The 18,568-nt window shown below is 61.2% G+C and carries 15 protein-coding genes; 4 read left to right on the top strand and 11 right to left on the bottom strand.

Annotated elements, in window-relative coordinates:
- Positions 1-135: 135 nt before the first annotated feature.
- The 5 genes from NIT7645_RS05705 to NIT7645_RS19495 form a co-directional block, all read right to left on the bottom strand.
- Positions 136-2,553 carry a GcvT family protein gene (locus NIT7645_RS05705; RefSeq protein WP_050686325.1) on the bottom strand — a complete coding sequence of 806 codons (2,418 nt, stop codon included), beginning with the start codon at positions 2,551-2,553 and terminating at the stop codon, positions 136-138.
- A 207-nt stretch (positions 2,554-2,760) separates the two neighbouring features.
- A complete protein-coding gene (locus NIT7645_RS05710; protein WP_037302840.1) occupies positions 2,761-4,071 on the bottom strand; it encodes an HlyC/CorC family transporter in 1,311 nt (436 codons plus the stop codon).
- 120 nt (positions 4,072-4,191) lie between these two features.
- Positions 4,192-5,190, bottom strand: coding sequence for a site-specific tyrosine recombinase XerD (locus tag NIT7645_RS05715; protein ID WP_008560960.1), 999 nt, complete (start codon positions 5,188-5,190; stop codon positions 4,192-4,194).
- An 81-nt stretch (positions 5,191-5,271) separates the two neighbouring features.
- Positions 5,272-7,053, bottom strand: a complete 1,782-nt coding sequence (locus NIT7645_RS05720; protein ID WP_008563193.1) for a hypothetical protein — start codon at positions 7,051-7,053, stop codon at positions 5,272-5,274.
- Positions 7,043-7,192, bottom strand: coding sequence for a hypothetical protein (locus tag NIT7645_RS19495; protein ID WP_008558764.1), 150 nt, complete (start codon positions 7,190-7,192; stop codon positions 7,043-7,045). Before NIT7645_RS19495 ends, NIT7645_RS05720 begins: the two co-directional genes overlap by 11 nt.
- 82 nt (positions 7,193-7,274) lie before the next feature.
- Here NIT7645_RS19495 and NIT7645_RS05725 point away from each other — a divergent pair, with 82 nt between their 5' ends.
- Together NIT7645_RS05725 and aroB are read left to right on the top strand one after the other, a co-directional pair.
- On the top strand, positions 7,275-7,865 hold the full coding sequence (locus tag NIT7645_RS05725) for a shikimate kinase (RefSeq protein ID WP_050686326.1): 591 nt from the start codon (positions 7,275-7,277) through the stop codon (positions 7,863-7,865).
- Positions 7,865-8,986 (top strand): 3-dehydroquinate synthase, encoded by a 1,122-nt coding sequence (gene aroB / locus NIT7645_RS05730; RefSeq protein WP_008562409.1) that lies wholly within the window; start codon positions 7,865-7,867, stop codon positions 8,984-8,986. The genes NIT7645_RS05725 and aroB overlap by 1 nt, the downstream gene beginning before the upstream one ends.
- 73 nt (positions 8,987-9,059) lie before the next feature.
- Here the strand turns inward: aroB and NIT7645_RS19655 are convergent, their stop codons facing one another.
- From NIT7645_RS19655 to ssb, 3 genes are all read right to left on the bottom strand, one after another.
- Positions 9,060-9,914 carry a methyl-accepting chemotaxis protein gene (locus NIT7645_RS19655; RefSeq protein WP_050686328.1) on the bottom strand — a complete coding sequence of 285 codons (855 nt, stop codon included), beginning with the start codon at positions 9,912-9,914 and terminating at the stop codon, positions 9,060-9,062.
- 39 nt (positions 9,915-9,953) lie between these two features.
- Entirely contained in the window at positions 9,954-11,246 is a 1,293-nt protein-coding gene (locus tag NIT7645_RS19660) for a nitrate- and nitrite sensing domain-containing protein (RefSeq protein WP_242656091.1), read from the bottom strand.
- Between the two features lie 297 nt (positions 11,247-11,543).
- The gene (gene ssb, locus NIT7645_RS05745) at positions 11,544-12,077 is read right to left on the bottom strand and encodes a single-stranded DNA-binding protein (RefSeq protein WP_008561849.1); all 534 of its coding nucleotides are present in this window, start codon (positions 12,075-12,077) and stop codon (positions 11,544-11,546) included.
- A gap of 346 nt (positions 12,078-12,423) precedes the next feature.
- Here ssb and NIT7645_RS05750 point away from each other — a divergent pair, with 346 nt between their 5' ends.
- Both NIT7645_RS05750 and NIT7645_RS05755 read left to right on the top strand, forming a co-directional pair.
- On the top strand, positions 12,424-13,008 hold the full coding sequence (locus tag NIT7645_RS05750) for a lytic transglycosylase domain-containing protein (RefSeq protein ID WP_046210484.1): 585 nt from the start codon (positions 12,424-12,426) through the stop codon (positions 13,006-13,008).
- Positions 13,009-13,228: 220 nt separating this feature from the next.
- Complete coding sequence (locus NIT7645_RS05755) at positions 13,229-13,603, top strand: hypothetical protein (RefSeq protein WP_046210187.1); 375 nt, start codon at positions 13,229-13,231, stop codon at positions 13,601-13,603.
- A gap of 113 nt (positions 13,604-13,716) precedes the next feature.
- Here the strand turns inward: NIT7645_RS05755 and NIT7645_RS05760 are convergent, their stop codons facing one another.
- The 3 genes from NIT7645_RS05760 to NIT7645_RS05770 all read right to left on the bottom strand — a co-directional run bounded on the left by NIT7645_RS05760 (position 13,717) and on the right by NIT7645_RS05770 (position 18,445).
- Complete coding sequence (locus tag NIT7645_RS05760) at positions 13,717-15,804, bottom strand: dipeptide ABC transporter ATP-binding protein (RefSeq protein ID WP_008559474.1); 2,088 nt, start codon at positions 15,802-15,804, stop codon at positions 13,717-13,719.
- Positions 15,805-15,936: 132 nt separating this feature from the next.
- Positions 15,937-17,379, bottom strand: coding sequence for an ABC transporter permease (locus NIT7645_RS05765; protein WP_008561387.1), 1,443 nt, complete (start codon positions 17,377-17,379; stop codon positions 15,937-15,939).
- Positions 17,380-17,392: 13 nt separating this feature from the next.
- Complete coding sequence (locus NIT7645_RS05770; protein WP_008560528.1) at positions 17,393-18,445, bottom strand: ABC transporter permease; 1,053 nt, start codon at positions 18,443-18,445, stop codon at positions 17,393-17,395.
- Between the last annotated feature and the right edge of the window lie 123 nt (positions 18,446-18,568).

Here is an 18,568-nt window from a genome sequence, read left to right on the forward strand (position 1 = left end):
TGACGGAATGTTTCGCGTGCGAAACATTGGGGCCGACCTGTGACCCAAGTGTTGCGCCTGTGACGTGGGGGAAGCGGTCGCAGCCTGTGCAACGGGGGGCGCAGAAGGTCAGCGTGGCTGACCCTCTGCCGGGGGTTAGCCGCGCATCCGGGTCCCGTCTGCGTCAAAGAGTGGCGATGTGATCAACCGGGCCCGGCGGCGACTGCCGAGGATTTCGATCTCCACCTCCAGCCCCTCCTGCGCGCGCTCTACCGGGACAAACCCCAGTGCGACGGATTTTTGCGCGTGATGCGAATAGCCGCCGGAGGTGCAAAAGCCGACCACCGCGCCATCCAGCCAGATCGGTTCATAGGCGACCGCATCGGCGTCGTCCGCGTCGACCTCAAAGGCGCAGAGCTTGCGTGAAGGGCCAGCGTCGCGTTCAGCCTCTGCTGCGGTACGGCCAATGAAATCAACGGGTTTCCTGAAGGAGATAAAGCGATCCAGCCCGGTCTCCGCAGCGGTGTAGTCGGGCGAGAATTCACTCAGCCAAGAGCCGAAGAATTTGTCCAGACGCAGCGACATCATCGCGCGCATCCCAAAAGGTTTCATGCTGTGTTCTTGACCCGCAGACCAAAGGCTGTCCCACAGGGCGCGCTGGCTGGGCAGGTCGCAGTAGATCTCATACCCTAGATCACCGGTGTAGCTGACGCGCTGCACGATGCAGTCGGCCATGCCCACGGTGAGGCGGCGCACATCCATGAAGCGCATGTCCGAGACATCGGACCGGGTGCAGGCCTGCAGCACATCGCGGGCCTTGGGGCCTGCGATCTGAAAACCGTTGCGGGTGTCGGAGATGTTTTCGAGGTGAACGCCCGCGTCCATGTTCTGCAGGAACCAGCGCATGTGGTAGGCCTGTGAGCCGTAGGAGGCGGTGAGCTGGAATTCTTCCTCACAAAGGCAGGAGATGGTGAAATCGCCGATCAACCGGCCCTTGGGCGACAGCATCGGTGTCAGCGACAGGCGGCCCACCTGCGGCACCCGGCCGGCCATGATCCGGTCGAGCCACGCACGGGCGCCGGTGCCTTTGACCAGGTATTTGCCGAAGTTGTGGACCTCGTTGATGCCGACGTTTTCGCGCACGGCCTTCACCTCGCGCGCGGTGGCGTCAAAGGCGTTGGAGCGGCGGAAGGAGGGGGTCTCATACCGCGGTTCATCCCCTTCAGCGAAGTAGTTCGGCACCTCTAGCCCGTATTGCGCGCCCCAGACCGCGCCCATGCCATCAAAGATGTCGTACATCGGCGTTGTGCGGAACGGGCGGGCGGCGGGCAGTTCCTCGTTCGGGTAGGCGATGGAGAAGCGTTTCTGATAGTTTTCAATGACTTTCGGCCGGGTGTAGCCCGGGGTGATCCAGTTGCCAAAGCGGGCGCAGTCCATCGCGAATGTGTCACGCTCGCATTCGCCCTCGACCATCCACTGGGCCAGCATCAGGCCGACACCGCCGCCCTGCGAGAAGCCGGCCATCACGGCGCAGGCGGACCAGTAGTTGCGCATGCCGGGCACCGGGCCGACCAGCGGGTTGCCGTCAGGCGCAAAGGTGAAGGGGCCGTGGATCACCGATTTGACGCCTGCGCGTTCCAGCGCGGGAAAGCGGTTGTAGGCAAAGGCAATGCTGTCCTCGATCTTGTCGAAGTCATCGGGCAGCAGTTCATGGCCAAAGTCCCACGGCGTGCCGTCAACGGCCCAGGGTTTGCAGGGCTGTTCGTAAAACCCGATGCAGAGGCCGCGGCCCTCTTGCCTGAGGTAGCTTTCGCCAGCCGGGTCCATCACATGCGGATGTTCGCCGCCTGCGTCGATGATCGCGGCGATTTCCGGCACCTCATCGGTGACGATATACTGGTGCTCCATCGGGTGCAGCGGGAAGTAGACGCCGGCCATTGCACCGACCTCGCGCGCCCAAAGACCGCCTGCGTTGACGATATGTTCGGCGTGCACGGTGCCCTTGTTCGTGACCACATCCCAACTGCCGTCGGGGCGCTGGTTGGTCTCTAGCACCTTGCAGTGGGTTTCGATCGTGGCGCCGCCCATGCGCGCGGCCTTGGCGTAGGCGTGGGTGGTGCCGGAGGGGTCAAGGTGGCCGTCGAGCGGATCATAAAGCCCGCCAACAATGCTGTCGATATTGGTCACTGGCGCGATCTTGGCGATGTCTTCGGGAGAGACGATCTCTGTTTCCAGTCCCATGAAACGGTGCTTGGCGCGTTCGGCCTTCAGCATGTCGAACCGTTCCTGATCTTCGGCCAGGGTGACGCCGCCAACGTGGTGGAGACCGCAGGACATGCCGGTGATTTCTTCGAGTTCGCGATAGAGTTTGATCGTATAGCCCTGCAGCGCGGCCATGTTGGTGTCGCCATTGAGCGTATGAAAGCCGCCGGCGGCGTGCCAGGTGGAGCCAGACGTCAGTTCGGAGCGTTCGATCAGCATGACATCGGACCAGCCGAGTTTGGTCAGATGGTAGAGAACCGAACACCCGACGACACCGCCGCCGATCACTGCTACCCGTGTGGTTGTTTTCATCGCCGTCCCCGTTGTGTCGTGTATGCACTCGTTGGATATATTCTGGACACATGTGAACAGTAGTCCAGTGGAAAAACGACACTCCGGGTCGGGAACCGGGTATTTGCGGCGGGTTTTGCGTGGCTTTTCGCAAAAAGCGCATGAAAAAGGCCGCTGCCCAGTTGGAGCAGCGGCCATTCAGATCGCAGGCGACAGCTGGCTTTGGGATCAGCGCAGCGGGCGGATCTTCAGCTCTGTCACGCGGTTGCCCTCGCGGGCGGTGACCTCGAAGCGGAAGTTGTGGAAGGAAAACACCTGTCCCACCACCGGAATGGTCTGCGCCTCGTGGATGACGAGGCCTGCGATGGTGTTGGCCTCTTCGTCGGGGAGATTCCAGTCGGTCGCGCGATTGAGGTCGCGAATGGTGGTCGCCCCATCCACCAGGTAATGGCCATCGGGTGCTTTTTTGACGACGGTTTCTTCATCCGGGTCGAATTCATCGGTGATCTCGCCGACGATTTCTTCGAGGATGTCTTCCAGAGTGATGAGCCCCTGAAGGGTGCCGTATTCGTCCACGACCAGCGCAAAATGGGTACGCGCGCGCAGGAACTGGCGCATCTGATCATCAAGCGTTGTGGTTTCCGGGACGAAATAGGGCGGTTTGGTCACGCTGGTGATCTTGAAGTTGCGCAAGGAGGCGGCATCGCCATCCGGGCCACCGATCTGGGCATACATCTCGCGCAAGAGATCCTTGGCGTGGACCACGCCGATGATGTTCTCTGGCTCGTCCTTGAACACCGGCAGGCGGGTGTGGGGCGAGGTGAGGCATTGTTCCAGGATCTTCTGCGGGTCGAGATTGGCATCGATCATCTCGATGTTGGAGCGATGCAGCATGATTTCTTCGACAAAACGGTCGGAGAGGTCGAGCGCGCCGAGGATACGGTCGCGGTCTTCCTTTTCCACCACACCTTCGGAGTGACCAAGGTGCAGCGCGCCTGCGATCTCTTCGCGCACCGCCATGATGTGGCTGTCGGGATCAATCCGCACCCCAAACAGGCGCAGCACGCCGCGGACAAGCAGGCGGACCGCCCCCACCACAGGCGCCAGCACCGTGACCAGAACCCCGATCGGAGGCGCCACGGCAGAAGCCGCCTTTTCGGCGTTGGAGATGGCGTAGGTCTTGGGCAGAACCTCGGCAAAGATCAGAACCAGCAGGGTCATCACCAACGTCGCAAGAGCCACGCCGCTTTCGCCAAGGGCGCGGGTGAACAGCGCGGTGGCGAGGGAGGTGGCGAGGATATTGACCAGGTTGTTGCCCAGCAGGATGGAGCCGATCAGGCGTTCGCTGTCTTCGGTAATGGCAAGGGCGCGTTTCGCCCCCTTGGAGCCCTTGTCGGCCTGGCTGCGCAATTTGCCACGCGAGGAGGCCGTCAGCGCGGTTTCAGAGCCGGAAAAGAAGCCGGAAAGAACCAAAAGAAAGACAATTGCGCCTGCTGTGGTCCAGAAAGCGGAATCGGCAAAGGTGGATGTGCTGTCCATCATGTTCCCGAAAGTGTGTTGAGATCCCCATGGTTATGGGGTGCGTAGGGCCATGTCGCAAGGGGCAGCTGCGCCTGTGTCGCAGGTGAAGGGCAAATATTCGGCCTTACCGCGCCGGGCTCAGTCGTTGGTGTCGGCGTCAGTGTCGGTGTCAGGCGCGCCACCCTTGCTGGCTGCGGCGCTGCCCCGGGCGAGTGGATGGTGTTCCAGCACCAGTTCGCTCAGCCGGGCGTCAAGGACATGGGTGTAGATTTCGGTTGTGGCGATATCGGCATGTCCCAAAAGCGCCTGAATGGCGCGCAGGTCTGCGCCATTGGCCAACAGATGCGTGGCAAAGGCGTGGCGCAAGGTGTGTGGGGACACCGCCTCGGGGGAGATGCCTGCGGTGACCGCGAACTCTTTTATCAGCAGATAGAACCGGTGCCGCGTCAGGTGGCCGGATTTCCCGCGCGAGGGAAACAGGTATCGCGATGGCGGCGCGCCCTTGGCGACAGCGGCCTCCTCTGCCTTGTCGCGATGTGCCAGCCAAGCGGCAAGCGCATCGCGGGCGGGCGGCGACAGGGGCACCATCCGTTCCTTGCCGCCCTTGCCAAGCACCAGCAGCATCCGCGGATCTCCTCGGGCTGCGGTCACAGGCAGGCCCACCAGTTCGCTCACCCGCATGCCGGTGGCGTAAAGCAGTTCCATCAGGCAGGTGTTTCGGATCCGGTCAGGCAGGTTGCGACCAGACTGGCGCGCGGCGTCCAAGAGTTTGTCGACCTCGATCACCTCCAGCGTCTTGGGCAGTGATTTCTGTCGCCCCGGCCCCTTGATCTGGATCGCCGGGTTGTCGTCCCGCCAGCCTTCGTCAAAGGCGAAGCGGTAGATCTGTTTGATGGCCGAGAGCCTGCGGGCACGGGTGGCGCGCGACAGGCCTTCGGCGTCACAGGCGATCAGATAGGATTCGATCTGATCCCGGCTGGCGGTTTCAAATCCGATTTGTCGCGCGGCGAGCCAAGCTGCCACATCCTTGAGATCGCGACCATAGGCCAGCAGCGTGTTATGTGCGGCGCCAAGATCGGCAGCCTGCGCATCAAGAAAGGTGGAGATCCACTGAAGGTCATCACGTGGGGCGGGCATCTGGGGTGCGGTATCCTTTGGCCGGGCGGGTGGCTGAGATCAGAGCACATGTATCGAAACGATGATACCAGGATGTGGCGGTCAGTGCCGCTCCAACAGCATCAGTTGCAGGGCGGCGCGGCGGGCGGTGTCCTCTAGCCCAACTGCGCGGAACATCGCCAGCGCATCGGTCAGATCGCCAAGATTGCCATCTGCGCCCCGTCCAAACAGGATCATTGCGCGCAGGATCGCCTCTCCCAGCTGGCCGTCTTTCAACAGCGCCTGCAGCTCTGCCGGGGGTTCGCTGCCGTCTGCAAATGCCGCTGCAATGGCCTGATCGCGACCTGTGCGGGCGCGCGCCATGTCGGGGACGCCCTGCGCGATCGACGCCCAGAACGCGGCCTGATCCGATCCGCTTGGCGCCTCATGCGAGGCGGTTTCATAGGTCGGGGCCAGCAATCGGGCGCGCCAGGCCAGCTCTGCGGCGTCTCCCTCCAGCGGGATCCGGGCGAGCTGATCCGCGAAGAGATCGGCAAATGCGGTTTCGATCCGCGCGGTCTGCATGGCGCGCCAGGCGGTTGGCAGGGTCTTGGCCACCGCTTCGCTGCTACCCGTCTGCAGGGCGGTTTCAAAGCGTTGCAGGGCTGCGACCCGATCCCAGACACCACCAGAGGCGGCAGGGCTGCGTTCACTATATAGACCAAGCAGGTGATTGGGATTGAGCGCACCAATCCGGGTCAGCCGTTCTGCGGCTTCGAGCTGGGCCTTCCAGCCTGCGATGTCACGCAGATCGGCGGCGGCAAAGGCGCGGGGCAGGGTGGCGGTCGGGCGACGTTCTCCGATGGCTTCAAACAGGCGGAACGTCAGCGGATCGGGGTGTTTGGGCGCTGGCAGCGGGGCTGCGTCTTCGTAGAAGTCGGGATTGAGGAAGCGATCGAGAAGGTCGAGCTGTGCCTTGGACAACAGCTCCAGAGCCTGCGCGGCCTCCCACAAGAGTGCGGCTGTCTGCCAATCGCCAAGCCGGGCCGCGCAGAAGATGCGCGCGGCATAATCCGGGGCGAGATGGGGCTGGCGCTGCAGCGTGGAGCAGGCAATCTGTTCGTCTCCGGTCAGAAGCGTGGCGTTCAGCCAGCGGCGAAAACGGGCCTTGGTTTTGGTCGGGCCTGCCTGCTCGGCCAGCGCCTGGGCCGGATCGGGGGCACCCAGATCCATCAGACGGTCAAGACGGGCCAGCAGCAGCGTTTCGGCGCCCTCTGCGGGGGCGCGGGTTTCCGACAGCAACAGCGTGAACATGAGCGACTGCATCGCGGGAGAGCGTTCGACGGGGATTGCGTGCAGGAGACGGGCCAGAACCTGCGCGTCGCTGCCGCGCCACAGATCGACAGGCAACCCCGTGCTGGCAGGTGACACAAGGCCAATCGGGGGCGTGAGGCTGGTCAGGGGGGTGACCGTCACCTCTGGCAGGCTGGCTGATCCGGTGACTGGCGGCTCCAGCAGGACGGTTCCCGGCAGGCCGGGGTCTGGCGCTGGCGTGGCGAGCCAGTCAATGGCCGACAACGGATTGCTGCCGCGCGCGTTGGGTTTGGCAGGGTTGGATTGTTGCGGGCTGGCCTGCGGCGAGCCGGGCTGTGGCTGGCCCGTTTTTTGCTCGCGGTTTTCGGCGGGGGCAACCGTTGCGGTTTCCGCCCGTGCCAGCGTAGGGGCGGCCATCAGGGCAGAGGCCAGCACACACAGGCTCACCCCTGTGCAAAACCGCGCACGAAACCCGCCGGATCGCGGGGTCAGATGGGACGCAGGGTCGCCATCAGGGGGGCAGGAGAGAGAAGAGGCGGGCAGGGCAGCGCGCGCCTGCGTTGGGACAGGCTGTCCCGGTTCAATCGGCATTCAACACCACCGGTTTGCGCACTTCCTCGGTTGGGGCATCAAAATCGGCACCGAACCAGGGGCCGACATAGGCATAAACCACCAGACCAATCGCTGCGAGGATAACAATGTAAAGTAGGTATTTGATCAATCGCCCCATGGGTGTCCCGCTCACTTGCTTCTTTGGCTTTTGTGCAAGTTATATATGGCCTTTTGCGGAATATCACGTCATTCACTAAGTTATGAGCGAAAAAGAGCAAACACCAAGCCGCCCGGCGGAGAATCCGGGTCAGTGGCGGCTGAAAAAGACCATTGTCATGGTGGGGATGATGGGCGCTGGCAAGACGGCCGTGGGTCGTGGGCTGGCGGCTCGGCTGGATGTGCCCTTCCTCGACAGCGATCACGAAATCGAAGTGGCCGCAAACCGCACGATCCCGGAAATCTTTGCCCGCGACGGCGAGCCATTCTTTCGCCAGAAGGAACGGCAAGTGATCAGCCGCCTGCTGGAGGAGGAACGTGGGGTTCTCTCTACCGGGGGAGGCGCGTTTCTGGCGGAGGAAAATCGCCGGACAATTTCCGAAAAAGGTGTGTCGGTCTGGCTGAAGGCAGATCTTGACGTGCTGTGGAACCGGGTCAAGCACCGCGACACCCGCCCCCTGCTGCGCACCGCCGATCCGCATGCCACGCTGTCTGCGATCTACGCCGAGCGGGTCCCGTTTTATGCGCAGGCGGATCTGGCGGTTGTGTCTGACGGCAAGGCATCGATTGAAGAAATGGTGAGCCGGGTGATCGAAGCGCTCAAGGCGCGCCCGGACGTGTTGGAGTGGACGTAATGGAACAGGTGGTACATGTGCCACTGGGCGATCGCGCCTATGACGTGGTGATCGGGCCTGATCTCTTGGCTGGAATTGGCGCGCGGCTAAAGCCGATGCTGCGCCGTCGGCGGGTCGCTGTGTTGACGGACGAAACCGTGGCCAGCCACCATCTGGATGCCCTGCGCGCGGGGCTTGCGGCAGCTGAGATCGAGATGGAGGCGCTCGCCCTGCCGCCGGGAGAGGCGACCAAGGGCTGGCCGCAGTTCACCCGCGCGGTGGAATGGCTGCTGGAGCAGAAGGTCGAGCGCAATGACATCGTCATCGCCTTTGGTGGCGGCGTGATCGGTGATCTGGCCGGTTTTGCCGCGGCGGTTCTGCGTCGTGGTGTCAGGTTTGTGCAGATCCCGACCTCTCTGCTGGCGCAGGTGGACAGTTCGGTGGGTGGCAAGACTGGGATCAACGCGCCCCAGGGCAAAAACCTGATTGGCGCGTTTCATCAGCCGTCTCTGGTGCTTGCTGACACCGCGCTTCTTGGGACGCTGACAGCGCGTGATTTCCTCGCCGGTTATGGCGAAGTGGTGAAATACGGCCTTTTGGGGGATGCGGCGTTTTTCGATTGGCTGGAAACAAACGGCCCTGCGCTTGCGGCCGGGGATATGGATGCCCGTGTCGAGGCGGTCAGACGCTCTGTTCAGATGAAGGCGGATATCGTCGTGCGCGATGAAACAGAGCAGGGGGACCGCGCCCTTTTGAACCTTGGCCATACGTTCTGCCACGCGTTGGAGGCGGCGACGGGCTATGGCGATCGGCTGTTGCACGGCGAAGGTGTTGCGATTGGCTGTGCGCTGGCGTTTGAGCTGTCGTCGCGCATGGGGCTGTGCAGTCAGGAAGACCCCAGCCGGGTGCGGGCGCATCTGAAAGAGATGGGCATGAAGACCGACCTTGCCGACATCCCGGGCGATTTGCCGGATGCGGCGGCGCTGTTGGAGCTGATGGGGCAGGATAAAAAGGTCGTGGACGGCCAGTTGCGCTTTATCCTTGCGCGGGGAATTGGTCAGGCATTTGTGACCTCTGACGTGCCAAGGGAGGCCGTTCTGGAGGTCTTGCAGGATGCATTGGCCGACAAGACCGCAGCCTGACAACAAAGACCAGATCGAATGTCAAAACAGCCCCCGCCGTGTCGGGGGCTGTTTTATGTTTGGGCCAGTTTGTTCAGGCGACGCGGACGTCGTCGTCATAGGAAGCGGCCGGCTCTGCCATTCCCCAGTCGTCCAGGGGCTCTGCCCCGTGGGGCTGGGTCGTCTCGGCGGCGTCCAGTTTGAACTCTCCGATCATGTGATTGAGATCACTGGATTGTTGGAACAGATGGCTGGCAGAGGCGGAGGTTTCCTCAGTCATGGCGACATTGTTCTGGGTCATCCGCTCCATGTCGCTTACTGCGTGGTTGACCTCGCTCAGCTGGCTGGACTGGGATTCCAGCCCCTGAGCGATGGAGACCACCAGATGAGAGATCTCTCTGACCTGGCTGCTGACATCGGCCATTGCCTGTCCCGCCGAAGTGACCAGCCGCGAGCCGGTCTTGACCTGGTTGGAACTGCGGGCGGTGATTTCGTCGATCTGTGAAACCGCATCCGAACACCGCTGTGCGAGACGCTGGACCTCTGAGGCGACGACCGCAAAACCACGGCCGGCTTCGCCTGCGCGCGCGGCCTCAACCCCGGCATTGAGCGCAAGGAGGTTGGTCTGAAAGGCGATGTCCTCAATCACCTTGGTGATCTGAGAGATCTCATTGGAAGAGGTGCGGATTTCTTCCATCGCGCCCACTGTCTGTTGGACGATGTTTTCGCAATCCTGCACCTTGTTCTGGGTGGTTTCGCTCAGCCCTTCGGCCTGTTTGGCGCTTTGAGCGGATTGGCCGACACTTTCGGTGATGCTGTCCATCGCCTCGGAGGAGCGTTCAAGCGCTGCCGCCTGCGATTCCGTGCGGCGTGACAGGTCGTCCATGTTGGCGGCGATGGTTTGGCTGTTTTCGCCAACCGACAGGGCCGCCTCGCGCACGGTGCTCATTGCGTCCTGCAGGGTTTCTGCCAGCGCGTTGAAGTCGACCTACAGGCTTTGGAAGTCTTCCGGGAAATCCTTGTCCAGCCGATAGGTCAACGCCTTGTTGCTGACCTGGTTCAAGGCAACGGCAATTTCGTTGGAGACGAACTGCTGTTCCTGCGAGGAGCGTGCCAGGGCCTCGTCTGTTTCGCGTTTCTTGATCGCGTGACCGCGCAGGATCTCTGCCTGACGGGCGATGCTGCCGATCTCGTCCCCGCGTTTCTTGCCGCTGACCTCATGGTCGAGATCGCCCGCGCCAATTTCCTCAAGTGCGGTGGTCACTGTCTTGAGACTGCCGGTGATGTCCCGTGCCACCAGATAGGCGCTGATCAACATCAAGGCCAGTACGGCTGAGAGCCCGGCAAGCGTCTGATAGAACGCCTGTTGATTGCGGGCGTCAAACGCGTGGAAGTCCTCCATCAGCTGTGCGGAAATCTGTTGCTCGATCGCCTGAACCTCGTCAATGGCGGCAGAGGCCAGTTTGTCCCAGCTTTGCGTATTCAGGTTCTCCGGCGGGGTGCCTGCCTTGATTGCCTTTCTGGCGGTGTCAAAAGCCTTGTAGCCCTTGGTTTCCAGACGGGCATCGAACAGGGCCACGCTTTTGGCATCCGACAGCTCGTGAAACACCCGTAGCCGTTCCTTGGACTGCAGGTAGGCAATTGTCATCTGGGCGGAGTGGTCTGCGCTCCAGCCCAGGCTATAGCCGACAACCCCGATGGAGCGTTGAAGTTTGTAGGCGTCCTTGGCCATCTGAAGATAGGTGAGGGCCATCGCGCGTTCGGCCAGCTCTGTGTCATGCACCAGCACCTCAAACGCCAGGGCGGTTTCAAGCAGGTGCAGGTTCAAAAGGGTGTAGAACTCCTTGGCGTCGCTTGCGGTCAGGCGGCGCGCGTCCACATCGGCGCGAATGGCGGTCAGCTGCTCCAGTTCGTGGTGGGCTTTTTTGACAAACACGCGGGTGTTTTCATGAAGCTGCGACAGATCTGCGGCTTCGATCAGCGCCAGCATCTGTGCGCGGCGTTCTTCAACGATCTCGCGGTTCTCTTTCAGCGTTGCTGGAACTTGGGTGGTGTCCGAGGCCAGGAAATGCGCTGTCGTGCCGCGTTCCTCCTGCAATTGGCGCACAAGATCAGACGTCACCAACATGATCTCTTGAGTCTGGGTGGTGTCGAAACTCGCCCGTTTGTTGAGATTGTATAGAACAACCCCGGAAATCCCCATGATGATGAGGAGAGGAATGCCGATCAGAAAGAGGATTTTTGATCTGATCGAGAATGAATGTAGTACCCGAGAAACCATACTGGAACGCTCCGCCTAACTTTAGGTCACTGAACGGGCCTAGCGGCTGAAGTCCTAACGAACTGTTTAACGAACAGGGGTTTAGGATTTTGTTAGGTGACGGAAAACGAACGAAAAATCCGGTTGAAATGGAAAGTGTCCATAAAAATAGGGGCCACAGCGACCTGTGCTGCCGACGGCTTTGCATAGGTATTCGATCAAATTTTACTGAAAAAAAGCCGGCTCCCTCGGGAACCGGCTTTTCCTTGAAGATGCAGCCGTGAAATCGGTTGCAATCTGACGTTGTTGGCGGGTGACTTAGAACGGGATTTCGTCGTCGTCGATGTTGTGCGAGGCGCCACCCTGATTGCCGCCGCCAAAGCCACCGCCCTGGTTGCCGCTGTCGTAGCCGCCACCGCCATAGCCGCCGCCCTGACCACCGCCATAGCCGCCACCCTGGCCGCCGCCGTAGCCACCGCCACCGCCCTGTCCGCCATCATTGCGGCCATCCAGCATGGTCAGCGTGCCGCCAAGGCCCTGCAGAACAACCTCGGTGGAATAGCGGTCCTGCCCATTCTGGTCCTGCCATTTGCGGGTCTGCAGCTGGCCTTCGATATACACCTTGGAGCCCTTGCGCAGATATTGCTCTGCGACGCGGACGAGACCTTCGGAGAAGATCGCGACCGAATGCCACTCGGTCTTTTCGCGGCGTTCGCCGGTGTTGCGGTCTTTCCAGGTTTCGGAGGTCGCGATCCGCAGGTTGCAGACCTTGCCGCCGTTCTGGAAGCTGCGCACTTCGGGGTCGCGGCCAAGGTTGCCGATCAGGATGACTTTGTTGACTGAGCCTGCCATGGGATCTGTCCTTTTTGTTCTGTGTGCGGAGAGCGATGCCGCTGTCAGGCAGGGGGCTGCCCGACCTTGCTGCATCATGTCCCCGAGGGCGTAAATCAGAGGCACCACGAATCTGGACGCGGCGCGTTGGGGGCCACAGTATCGTTCCGCGGGGAGGCTGAAAACCAGCTAGATGGGGATATATCGGGCCGGGCTGGCCATTTTGCGATGCGGCTGGGCCAAGGGCGCGCCTGCCTTGCCATCGATGGTTGCAGGCGGTTCTGTGCAGATCGGCGCGAAGGTGCTTTTCTTTTTAGTCAATCCGGATATAGTTTCGCGCAATCAGGGACAGGGTAAGGCATTTTTCATGCGGAAGCTGTTGGTGGGGGTTGTGTTGGTTGGCGTTGCGTCGGCCCAGGTTGCGACCGCGGATATGTTTAGCACCAAAAGCCAGCGTCAATTGTTCGCCTCGCATGCGCGGGTCTTGGACAGTCGTGCGGCGGGTCAATACAAGAACTCTGTGCGCCTGCAGCCGCCTACGATCCACACGCCGTCCAAATACGGCAGTCTTCCCTATACCGGCAAATACCGGGGCCAGTACCTGCAGACTGCGCGTGCCGCCGCCAAGAAACACGGCGTGCCGGAGGATCTGTTTCTGCGGCTGGTCCAGCAGGAAAGCAACTGGAACGCGACCGCCAAGTCGCACAAGGGGGCTCTTGGTCTTGCGCAGCTGATGCCGGGGACGGCGCGGGCGCTTGGGGTGGACCCCCATGATCCCAAGCAGAACCTTGAAGGCGGGGCGCGCTATCTGGCGCAGCAATACCGCAAATTCGGTTCCTGGCGGCTGGCGCTTGCGGCCTATAACGCAGGTCCTGAGGCCGTGCGCAAACATGGTGGCGTGCCACCGTACCGCGAGACCCAGAATTACGTGAAGAAAATCTGGGGCAGCTGATCGGGCAGCTCGCCCTTGCGCCCTTATCTGATGCCTAGCCCATTGAGTATGAGCAGTTTTTTGCGCATCCCAGCCAGGTGCTGCGCGGGGGAACGCTGTCAATCCCTACGCCGGGATTAATCTTCTGATAATTTTCCTTAATGCCGTGTTAACTCCGCCAAGCCGCCAGAAAGTTGCCTTAATCATTTGTCAACTATTGGCGAAACCAGGAGGAAACCCAGTGTCTTACAAGCGCTTTGACGAACGTCTCACTCAGATGCAATGGCAGCCGCAGGCTGGTCCGTCGCCGCAGATCGTGGACAGCGTCATTGCCGAACGTCACCCGATCACCATTCGCGGGGTGGAGTTCACGCTGGCCGGTGCAATCCTGGGCATTTTGATTGGTGTGGGGCTGAAAGGCATCTACACCCCTGGCGCGCCGTGGGGGCCGGAGAGCGGTTTGACCGGTCTTCTGGTGGGGGGTGCTGCCATTGGGGGGGCGGCTTTGTCGCTGGTGGCGGCTGTGGTTGCGATGCTGCGGCACCGTGAGATGCCACGGCTGATGCAGTTTGCGTCGATGAACCTGCTGATGATCGTGATGCTGTTGCTGAGCTGATCGGGACCATGACATCTGGCTGGGCTTAGACCCGGCCATGAAAAACGGCGCGACAGAGGAGAGCTGTCGCGCCGTTTGTTTTGGTTGCCGGACGATATTGCCAGGCGATTGGCTTACTCTGCCGCGATCTTGATCACGGGTTCCATTTCGTCCAGATCTGCCGCGCTCAGGTGGCATTTCACCTGATGTCCGTCCGCCAGTTGACGCATTGGCGGCACGTCGCGTTCACACAGGCCATCGCCCACTTTGGATTTCCAGCGACAGCGTGTCTGGAATGGGCAGCCCGGCGGCGGGTTCATTGCGGATGGAATATCGCCCTCCAGCACGATGTGGCGTTTCTCTACCTTGGTGTCGGCAATCGGCACGGCGCTCAGCAGGGCTTCGGTATAGGGGTGATAGGGCGGGGCAAAGACCTGATCGGTGGTCCCCAGTTCGACCACATGGCCAAGATACATCACCATCACCCGATCGGACAGGTAGCGCACGATCGACAGATCATGCGAGATGAACAGCAGCGTCGTCTTCTGTTCGCGCTGGATCTCCATCAGCAGATCGGTGACGGCCGCCTGAACAGAGACATCCAGCGCCGAAACAGGTTCGTCCGCGACCACGATGCGCGCATCTCCTGCAAAGGCCCGCGCAATGCCGACCCGTTGTTTCTGCCCACCCGAGAGCTGACGTGGCATCCGGTCGGCAAAGGCGCGTGGCAGCTTGACCAGATCCAATAGCTCCAGCATTCGCTGTTTGCGATCTGCCTCGGAGGATCCGATGCCAAAGATCTCCAGCGCGCGCTGGATCTGACGCCCCACGGTCATGGAAGGGTTCAGCGTGTCAAAGGGGTTCTGGAACACCATTTGCACGTCTGAAATGGTCTTGGCATCGCGCGCCTCGATCGGGGTGGATTCGATATTCTGCCCATCCAGCTGGATTTGGCCGCTGGTGGCGGTTTCCAATCCCATCAGCACCTTGGCAAATGTGGATTTGCCACAGCCGCTCTCGCCGACGATGGCGAGCGTTTCGCTTTCGCGGGCTTCGAAACTGAGGGTCTCATTGGCCTTCACCACCTTGCGCGCACCATTGTCAAACAGCGCATTGGCCGAGACCTCATAGTATTTGCGCAGATCGTCGATTTTGAGCACCACGTCTCCAACGTCGGCGCGGGCCTTTTGATCACCGACACTCAGCGGTGCGGCCCAATCGATTTCGTCATGGCGCAGACAGCGGGTGTGGTGGCGGTCATTTCCGGAGATTGCCGCCATCTGGATGTCGCCTGCATCACAGCGCCCCGGTTCGAAATAGTCGCACCGCGGGCCAAAGTTGCAGCCGGGTGGGCGTTCGTGGGGCAGGGGGAAATTGCCGGGGATCGCCACCAGTGGGCGGGCATTCTTGTCCGCGCCCGGCAGCGGGATCGAACGGAACAGCGCCTGTGTGTAAGGGTGGCGCATCTCGTCAAAGACGTCGTGGATTGAGCCGCGCTCTACCGCTTCGCCGGAATACATCACGCAGAGCCTGTCACAGGTTTCCAGCACCAGGCCAAGGTTGTGTGAGATGAACAGCATCGAGGTGCCGTATTTCTTGCCCAGATCCTTGACCAGTTCCACCACAGCGGCCTCTACCGTCACATCAAGCGCGGTGGTGGGCTCATCCAGGATCAACAGCGATGGCTTGGACATCAGCGCCATCGCGATCACGATGCGCTGTTGCTGACCACCCGACAGCTGATGGGGAAAGGAGTTCAGCATCCTTTCCGGGTCGGGCAGGCGCACATCCGTGACCACCTCAAGCGCGCGCCTGTAGGCTTCGGCCTTGCTGACCCCCTCGTGGATCATCGGCACTTCCATCAGCTGCTTGCCGATCTTCATCGCCGGATTGAGCGAGGCCATCGGTTCCTGATAGATCATGGCGATTTCATTGCCGCGCACATCGCGCAGTTCTTCGGCGGTCATCTCTGCAAGATCACGGCCCTTGAACTTGATTGAGCCGCCCACGATGCGGCCGTTCTTGCCCAGATCCTGCATGACCCCAAGCGCGACAGTGGATTTGCCGCAGCCGCTTTCGCCTACGAGGCCCACTGCCTCGCCGGGTTGCACGGCAACCGAAAAATCCATCACCGCAGGGATTTCGCGCAGGCGGGTGAAAAACGAGATCGACAGCTTGTCGATTTCTAGGATCGGACCGTCATAATCTGCCAGTTTGTTCATTGTCTTTTCTCCTTGTTGGAGCGGGAAATCCGTCTTTCCTCTGCTCCAAATATCCCGGGGGCTGCCAACTGTAGCGCCGCTGGTTCAAACCCAGATGGCGGCGGGGCCGGCCCCCGGTCCTGTCGGTTCGGATCAATCACGCAGGCTTTCTTCGCGCAGCCCGTCGGCCAAGAGGTTGAGGCCCAGAACCAGGCTCAGCAGGGCCAGCGCCGGTGGCAGCGGCGGATGCAGGTAGATCGCCAACAGTTTGCGCCCGTCGTTGATCGTGCTGCCCCAATCCGGGCTTTCCGGTGGCAGACCGAGACCAAAGAACCCCAAGGTGCCAAGGAGGATGGTCGTGTAGCCGATGCGCAGGCAGAAATCGACGATCAGCGGTCCGCGCGCATTTGGCAGGATTTCCCACAGCATGATGTACCAGGGCCGTTCTCCACGGGTCTGGGCCGCAGCCACATAGTCGCGGGTCTTGATGTCCAGCGTCAGGCCCCGGACGATGCGAAACACGGTGGGGGAGTTCACGAAAACAACCGACACGAACACGACCAGAATGCCGCCCGGCACGTCAAAGAAATCGAGCGGCCAGAAGGAAATCTTGGATCCCGCCTCGTTGATCAGCGACATGTAGCCCAGAAAGCCAGGGATCAGCACCAGGGCCAGCCACAGCATGTTGGCTTGTGGGCGGGTGCGGTAGCGCGAATGCAGCAGGACACCGGCAAAAACCAGCGGGAAGGCAAAGAGCACAACCGCGATATACTGCGGCAACCCGGTCGCTACGATCTCTGGCGTGACCAAGAGATAGAACAGCAGGATCACCGGAAAGGCGAGCACGAGATTGGCAAGGAACGACAGAAAGGTATCCAGCCGCCCACCATAGTAGCCTGCAGGCAGCCCAAGGGTGATGCCGACCATAAAGGCAAACAGGGTCGCAAGCGGTGCGATCTGCACCACCACCCAGGCCCCATCAATCAGGCGGCTGAAAACGTCGCGGGCCAGATTGTCTCCGCCCAGCAGATACCACGCCGCCACGCCCGCGTCTTCACTGGCACCTGGGATCGGAGTGCCGGGCAGCTTGTTCTTCATGCCCGAGACCTGAGCAACAGAGTCATGGGGGGCAATCAGGTCCAGCGCGCCAAGAATGCCGGTAAAGACCCAGAACATCACCAGCCCGAAACCGATCATGCCGATGGGGCTGTCAAACAGTTTGCCGTAAAGGCCCAGCCTGCGTTTGAAGCTGATCGAGACGAAAAACAGCAGGGCAAGGGCAATCCACACCGGCAACATCAGCTGCGACATCGCGCCAATGATGCCGCCTGCGGTTCCAAACAGGATGCCAAAGACGATGTGGATCAGCACGATGGCCACCGCCGCCAGAAGGGACAGGCGCACGCCCAGTGCGGCCAGCCCTTCGGGTGTGGCGGTCAGGGCAGGGGCACCATAGGGGCCCTGCGCGCTGGCCCGCATTCCGCCCGCAACGCTGAGGACCATCCAGGCGATGATGCTGACACCGAGGGCGGCGAGACTGAGAAAAAGGATCGGGGTGAGGAAGGACAGGCTTCCGGTCCAGCTAAGGGGTTCCATGGGGCGTCCTCTCTCAGGAAATCCGGATGCGGGGGTTCAGGTAGACATAGCCGATGTCGGAAATCAGCTGCGTGAGCAGCACGATGACAACGGAGATGACGGATATCCCCAGCAGGAGTTCGATATCGTTGTTGCCTGCCGCTTCGACCAGCGACCAGCCAAAGCCCTTGTAGTTGAACAGTGTCTCGACAATGACGACGCCGCTCAGGAGCCAGGGGAATTGCAACATGATGACGGTAAAGGGCGCAATCAGGGCATTGCGCAGGGCATGACGCATGACGATGTTGGGAAATGACACCCCCTTGAGCCGCGCGGTGCGGATGTATTGGGCGGTCATGACCTCTGTCATGGAGGCGCGGGTCATTCGCGCGATATAGCCGATCCCGTACAGGGCGATTGTGATGACCGGCAGAAAGAAATTTTCGATCGTCGGCTCTGTCATTGCGGAGTTCGCGGTCCCCTTGAACCACTTCAGCCCAACGGTGGAAGAGGTGAACACAGCAATGAAAATCACGCCAGAGACATATTCAGGCGTGGCCGTTGTCAGGATCGACGCAGTAGACAGCGACCGGTCCGTCACAGAGCCTTCGCGCATCCCGGCAAGAACGCCGATCACCAGCGCCGTGGGGATCATGACAATCAGAACCCACATCATCAGATAGCCGGTATTGCCAAGGCGAACCTCGATGATGTTCCAGACACTATCCTTGAAGCGGGTGGAATAGCCCCAGTCCCCCTGTAGCACCCCACAAAAACGCGGGGCGTTGTCCGCCTCCTCCTGTGAGACCGCACCGGTGATGCATCGGCCGGTGATCCCGTCCTCGGTTGCACCCCGCCAGCCCGGCAGAATCCCCAGCCATTGGCCGTATTTGACCGGCATTGGCTGCAGATACCCGTTCTTGTCGAGCCAGCTGGCGACGGCTTCGTCCGACATGCGGAAGTTGCCTTCGGTTTTCGCCAGTTTTTCGAGGTTCGGGTAAAGATTGGTGAGGAAGAACACGATGAACGTGAGGCACAGGGCCGTCAGGATCATCACGCCCGTTCGGCGTAGAATGAAGAGTGCCATGGAATGTCCTGTTGGTCTGTCACGCAGATCGGGGCCGCGCGCGATGAGTTGCGCCGCGCATCATCGGCCAGCTGCGTTTGGGCTGGCAGCCTGCCCCGTTGGGGCAGGCCGGTGGCTGGTTCA

Source organism: Phaeobacter italicus (genome assembly GCF_001258055.1).
GTDB lineage: Bacteria > Pseudomonadota > Alphaproteobacteria > Rhodobacterales > Rhodobacteraceae > Phaeobacter > Phaeobacter italicus.

Bases quoted from the DNA above. Each gene is read 5' to 3' on its own strand.
- NIT7645_RS05705 (WP_050686325.1), bottom strand. From the start codon at position 2,553: ATGAAAACAACCACACGGGTAGCAGTGATCGGCGGCGGTGTCGTCGGG.
- NIT7645_RS05710 (WP_037302840.1), bottom strand. From the start codon at position 4,071: ATGGACAGCACATCCACCTTTGCCGATTCCGCTTTCTGGACCACAGCA.
- NIT7645_RS05715 (WP_008560960.1), bottom strand. From the start codon at position 5,190: ATGCCCGCCCCACGTGATGACCTTCAGTGGATCTCCACCTTTCTTGAT.
- NIT7645_RS05720 (WP_008563193.1), bottom strand. From the start codon at position 7,053: ATGCCGATTGAACCGGGACAGCCTGTCCCAACGCAGGCGCGCGCTGCC.
- NIT7645_RS19495 (WP_008558764.1), bottom strand. From the start codon at position 7,192: ATGGGGCGATTGATCAAATACCTACTTTACATTGTTATCCTCGCAGCG.
- NIT7645_RS05725 (WP_050686326.1), top strand. From the start codon at position 7,275: ATGAGCGAAAAAGAGCAAACACCAAGCCGCCCGGCGGAGAATCCGGGT.
- aroB (WP_008562409.1), top strand. From the start codon at position 7,865: ATGGAACAGGTGGTACATGTGCCACTGGGCGATCGCGCCTATGACGTG.
- NIT7645_RS19655 (WP_050686328.1), bottom strand. From the start codon at position 9,914: ATGAGCACCGTGCGCGAGGCGGCCCTGTCGGTTGGCGAAAACAGCCAA.
- NIT7645_RS19660 (WP_242656091.1), bottom strand. From the start codon at position 11,246: ATGGTTTCTCGGGTACTACATTCATTCTCGATCAGATCAAAAATCCTC.
- ssb (WP_008561849.1), bottom strand. From the start codon at position 12,077: ATGGCAGGCTCAGTCAACAAAGTCATCCTGATCGGCAACCTTGGCCGC.
- NIT7645_RS05750 (WP_046210484.1), top strand. From the start codon at position 12,424: ATGCGGAAGCTGTTGGTGGGGGTTGTGTTGGTTGGCGTTGCGTCGGCC.
- NIT7645_RS05760 (WP_008559474.1), bottom strand. From the start codon at position 15,804: ATGAACAAACTGGCAGATTATGACGGTCCGATCCTAGAAATCGACAAG.
- NIT7645_RS05765 (WP_008561387.1), bottom strand. From the start codon at position 17,379: ATGGAACCCCTTAGCTGGACCGGAAGCCTGTCCTTCCTCACCCCGATC.
- NIT7645_RS05770 (WP_008560528.1), bottom strand. From the start codon at position 18,445: ATGGCACTCTTCATTCTACGCCGAACGGGCGTGATGATCCTGACGGCC.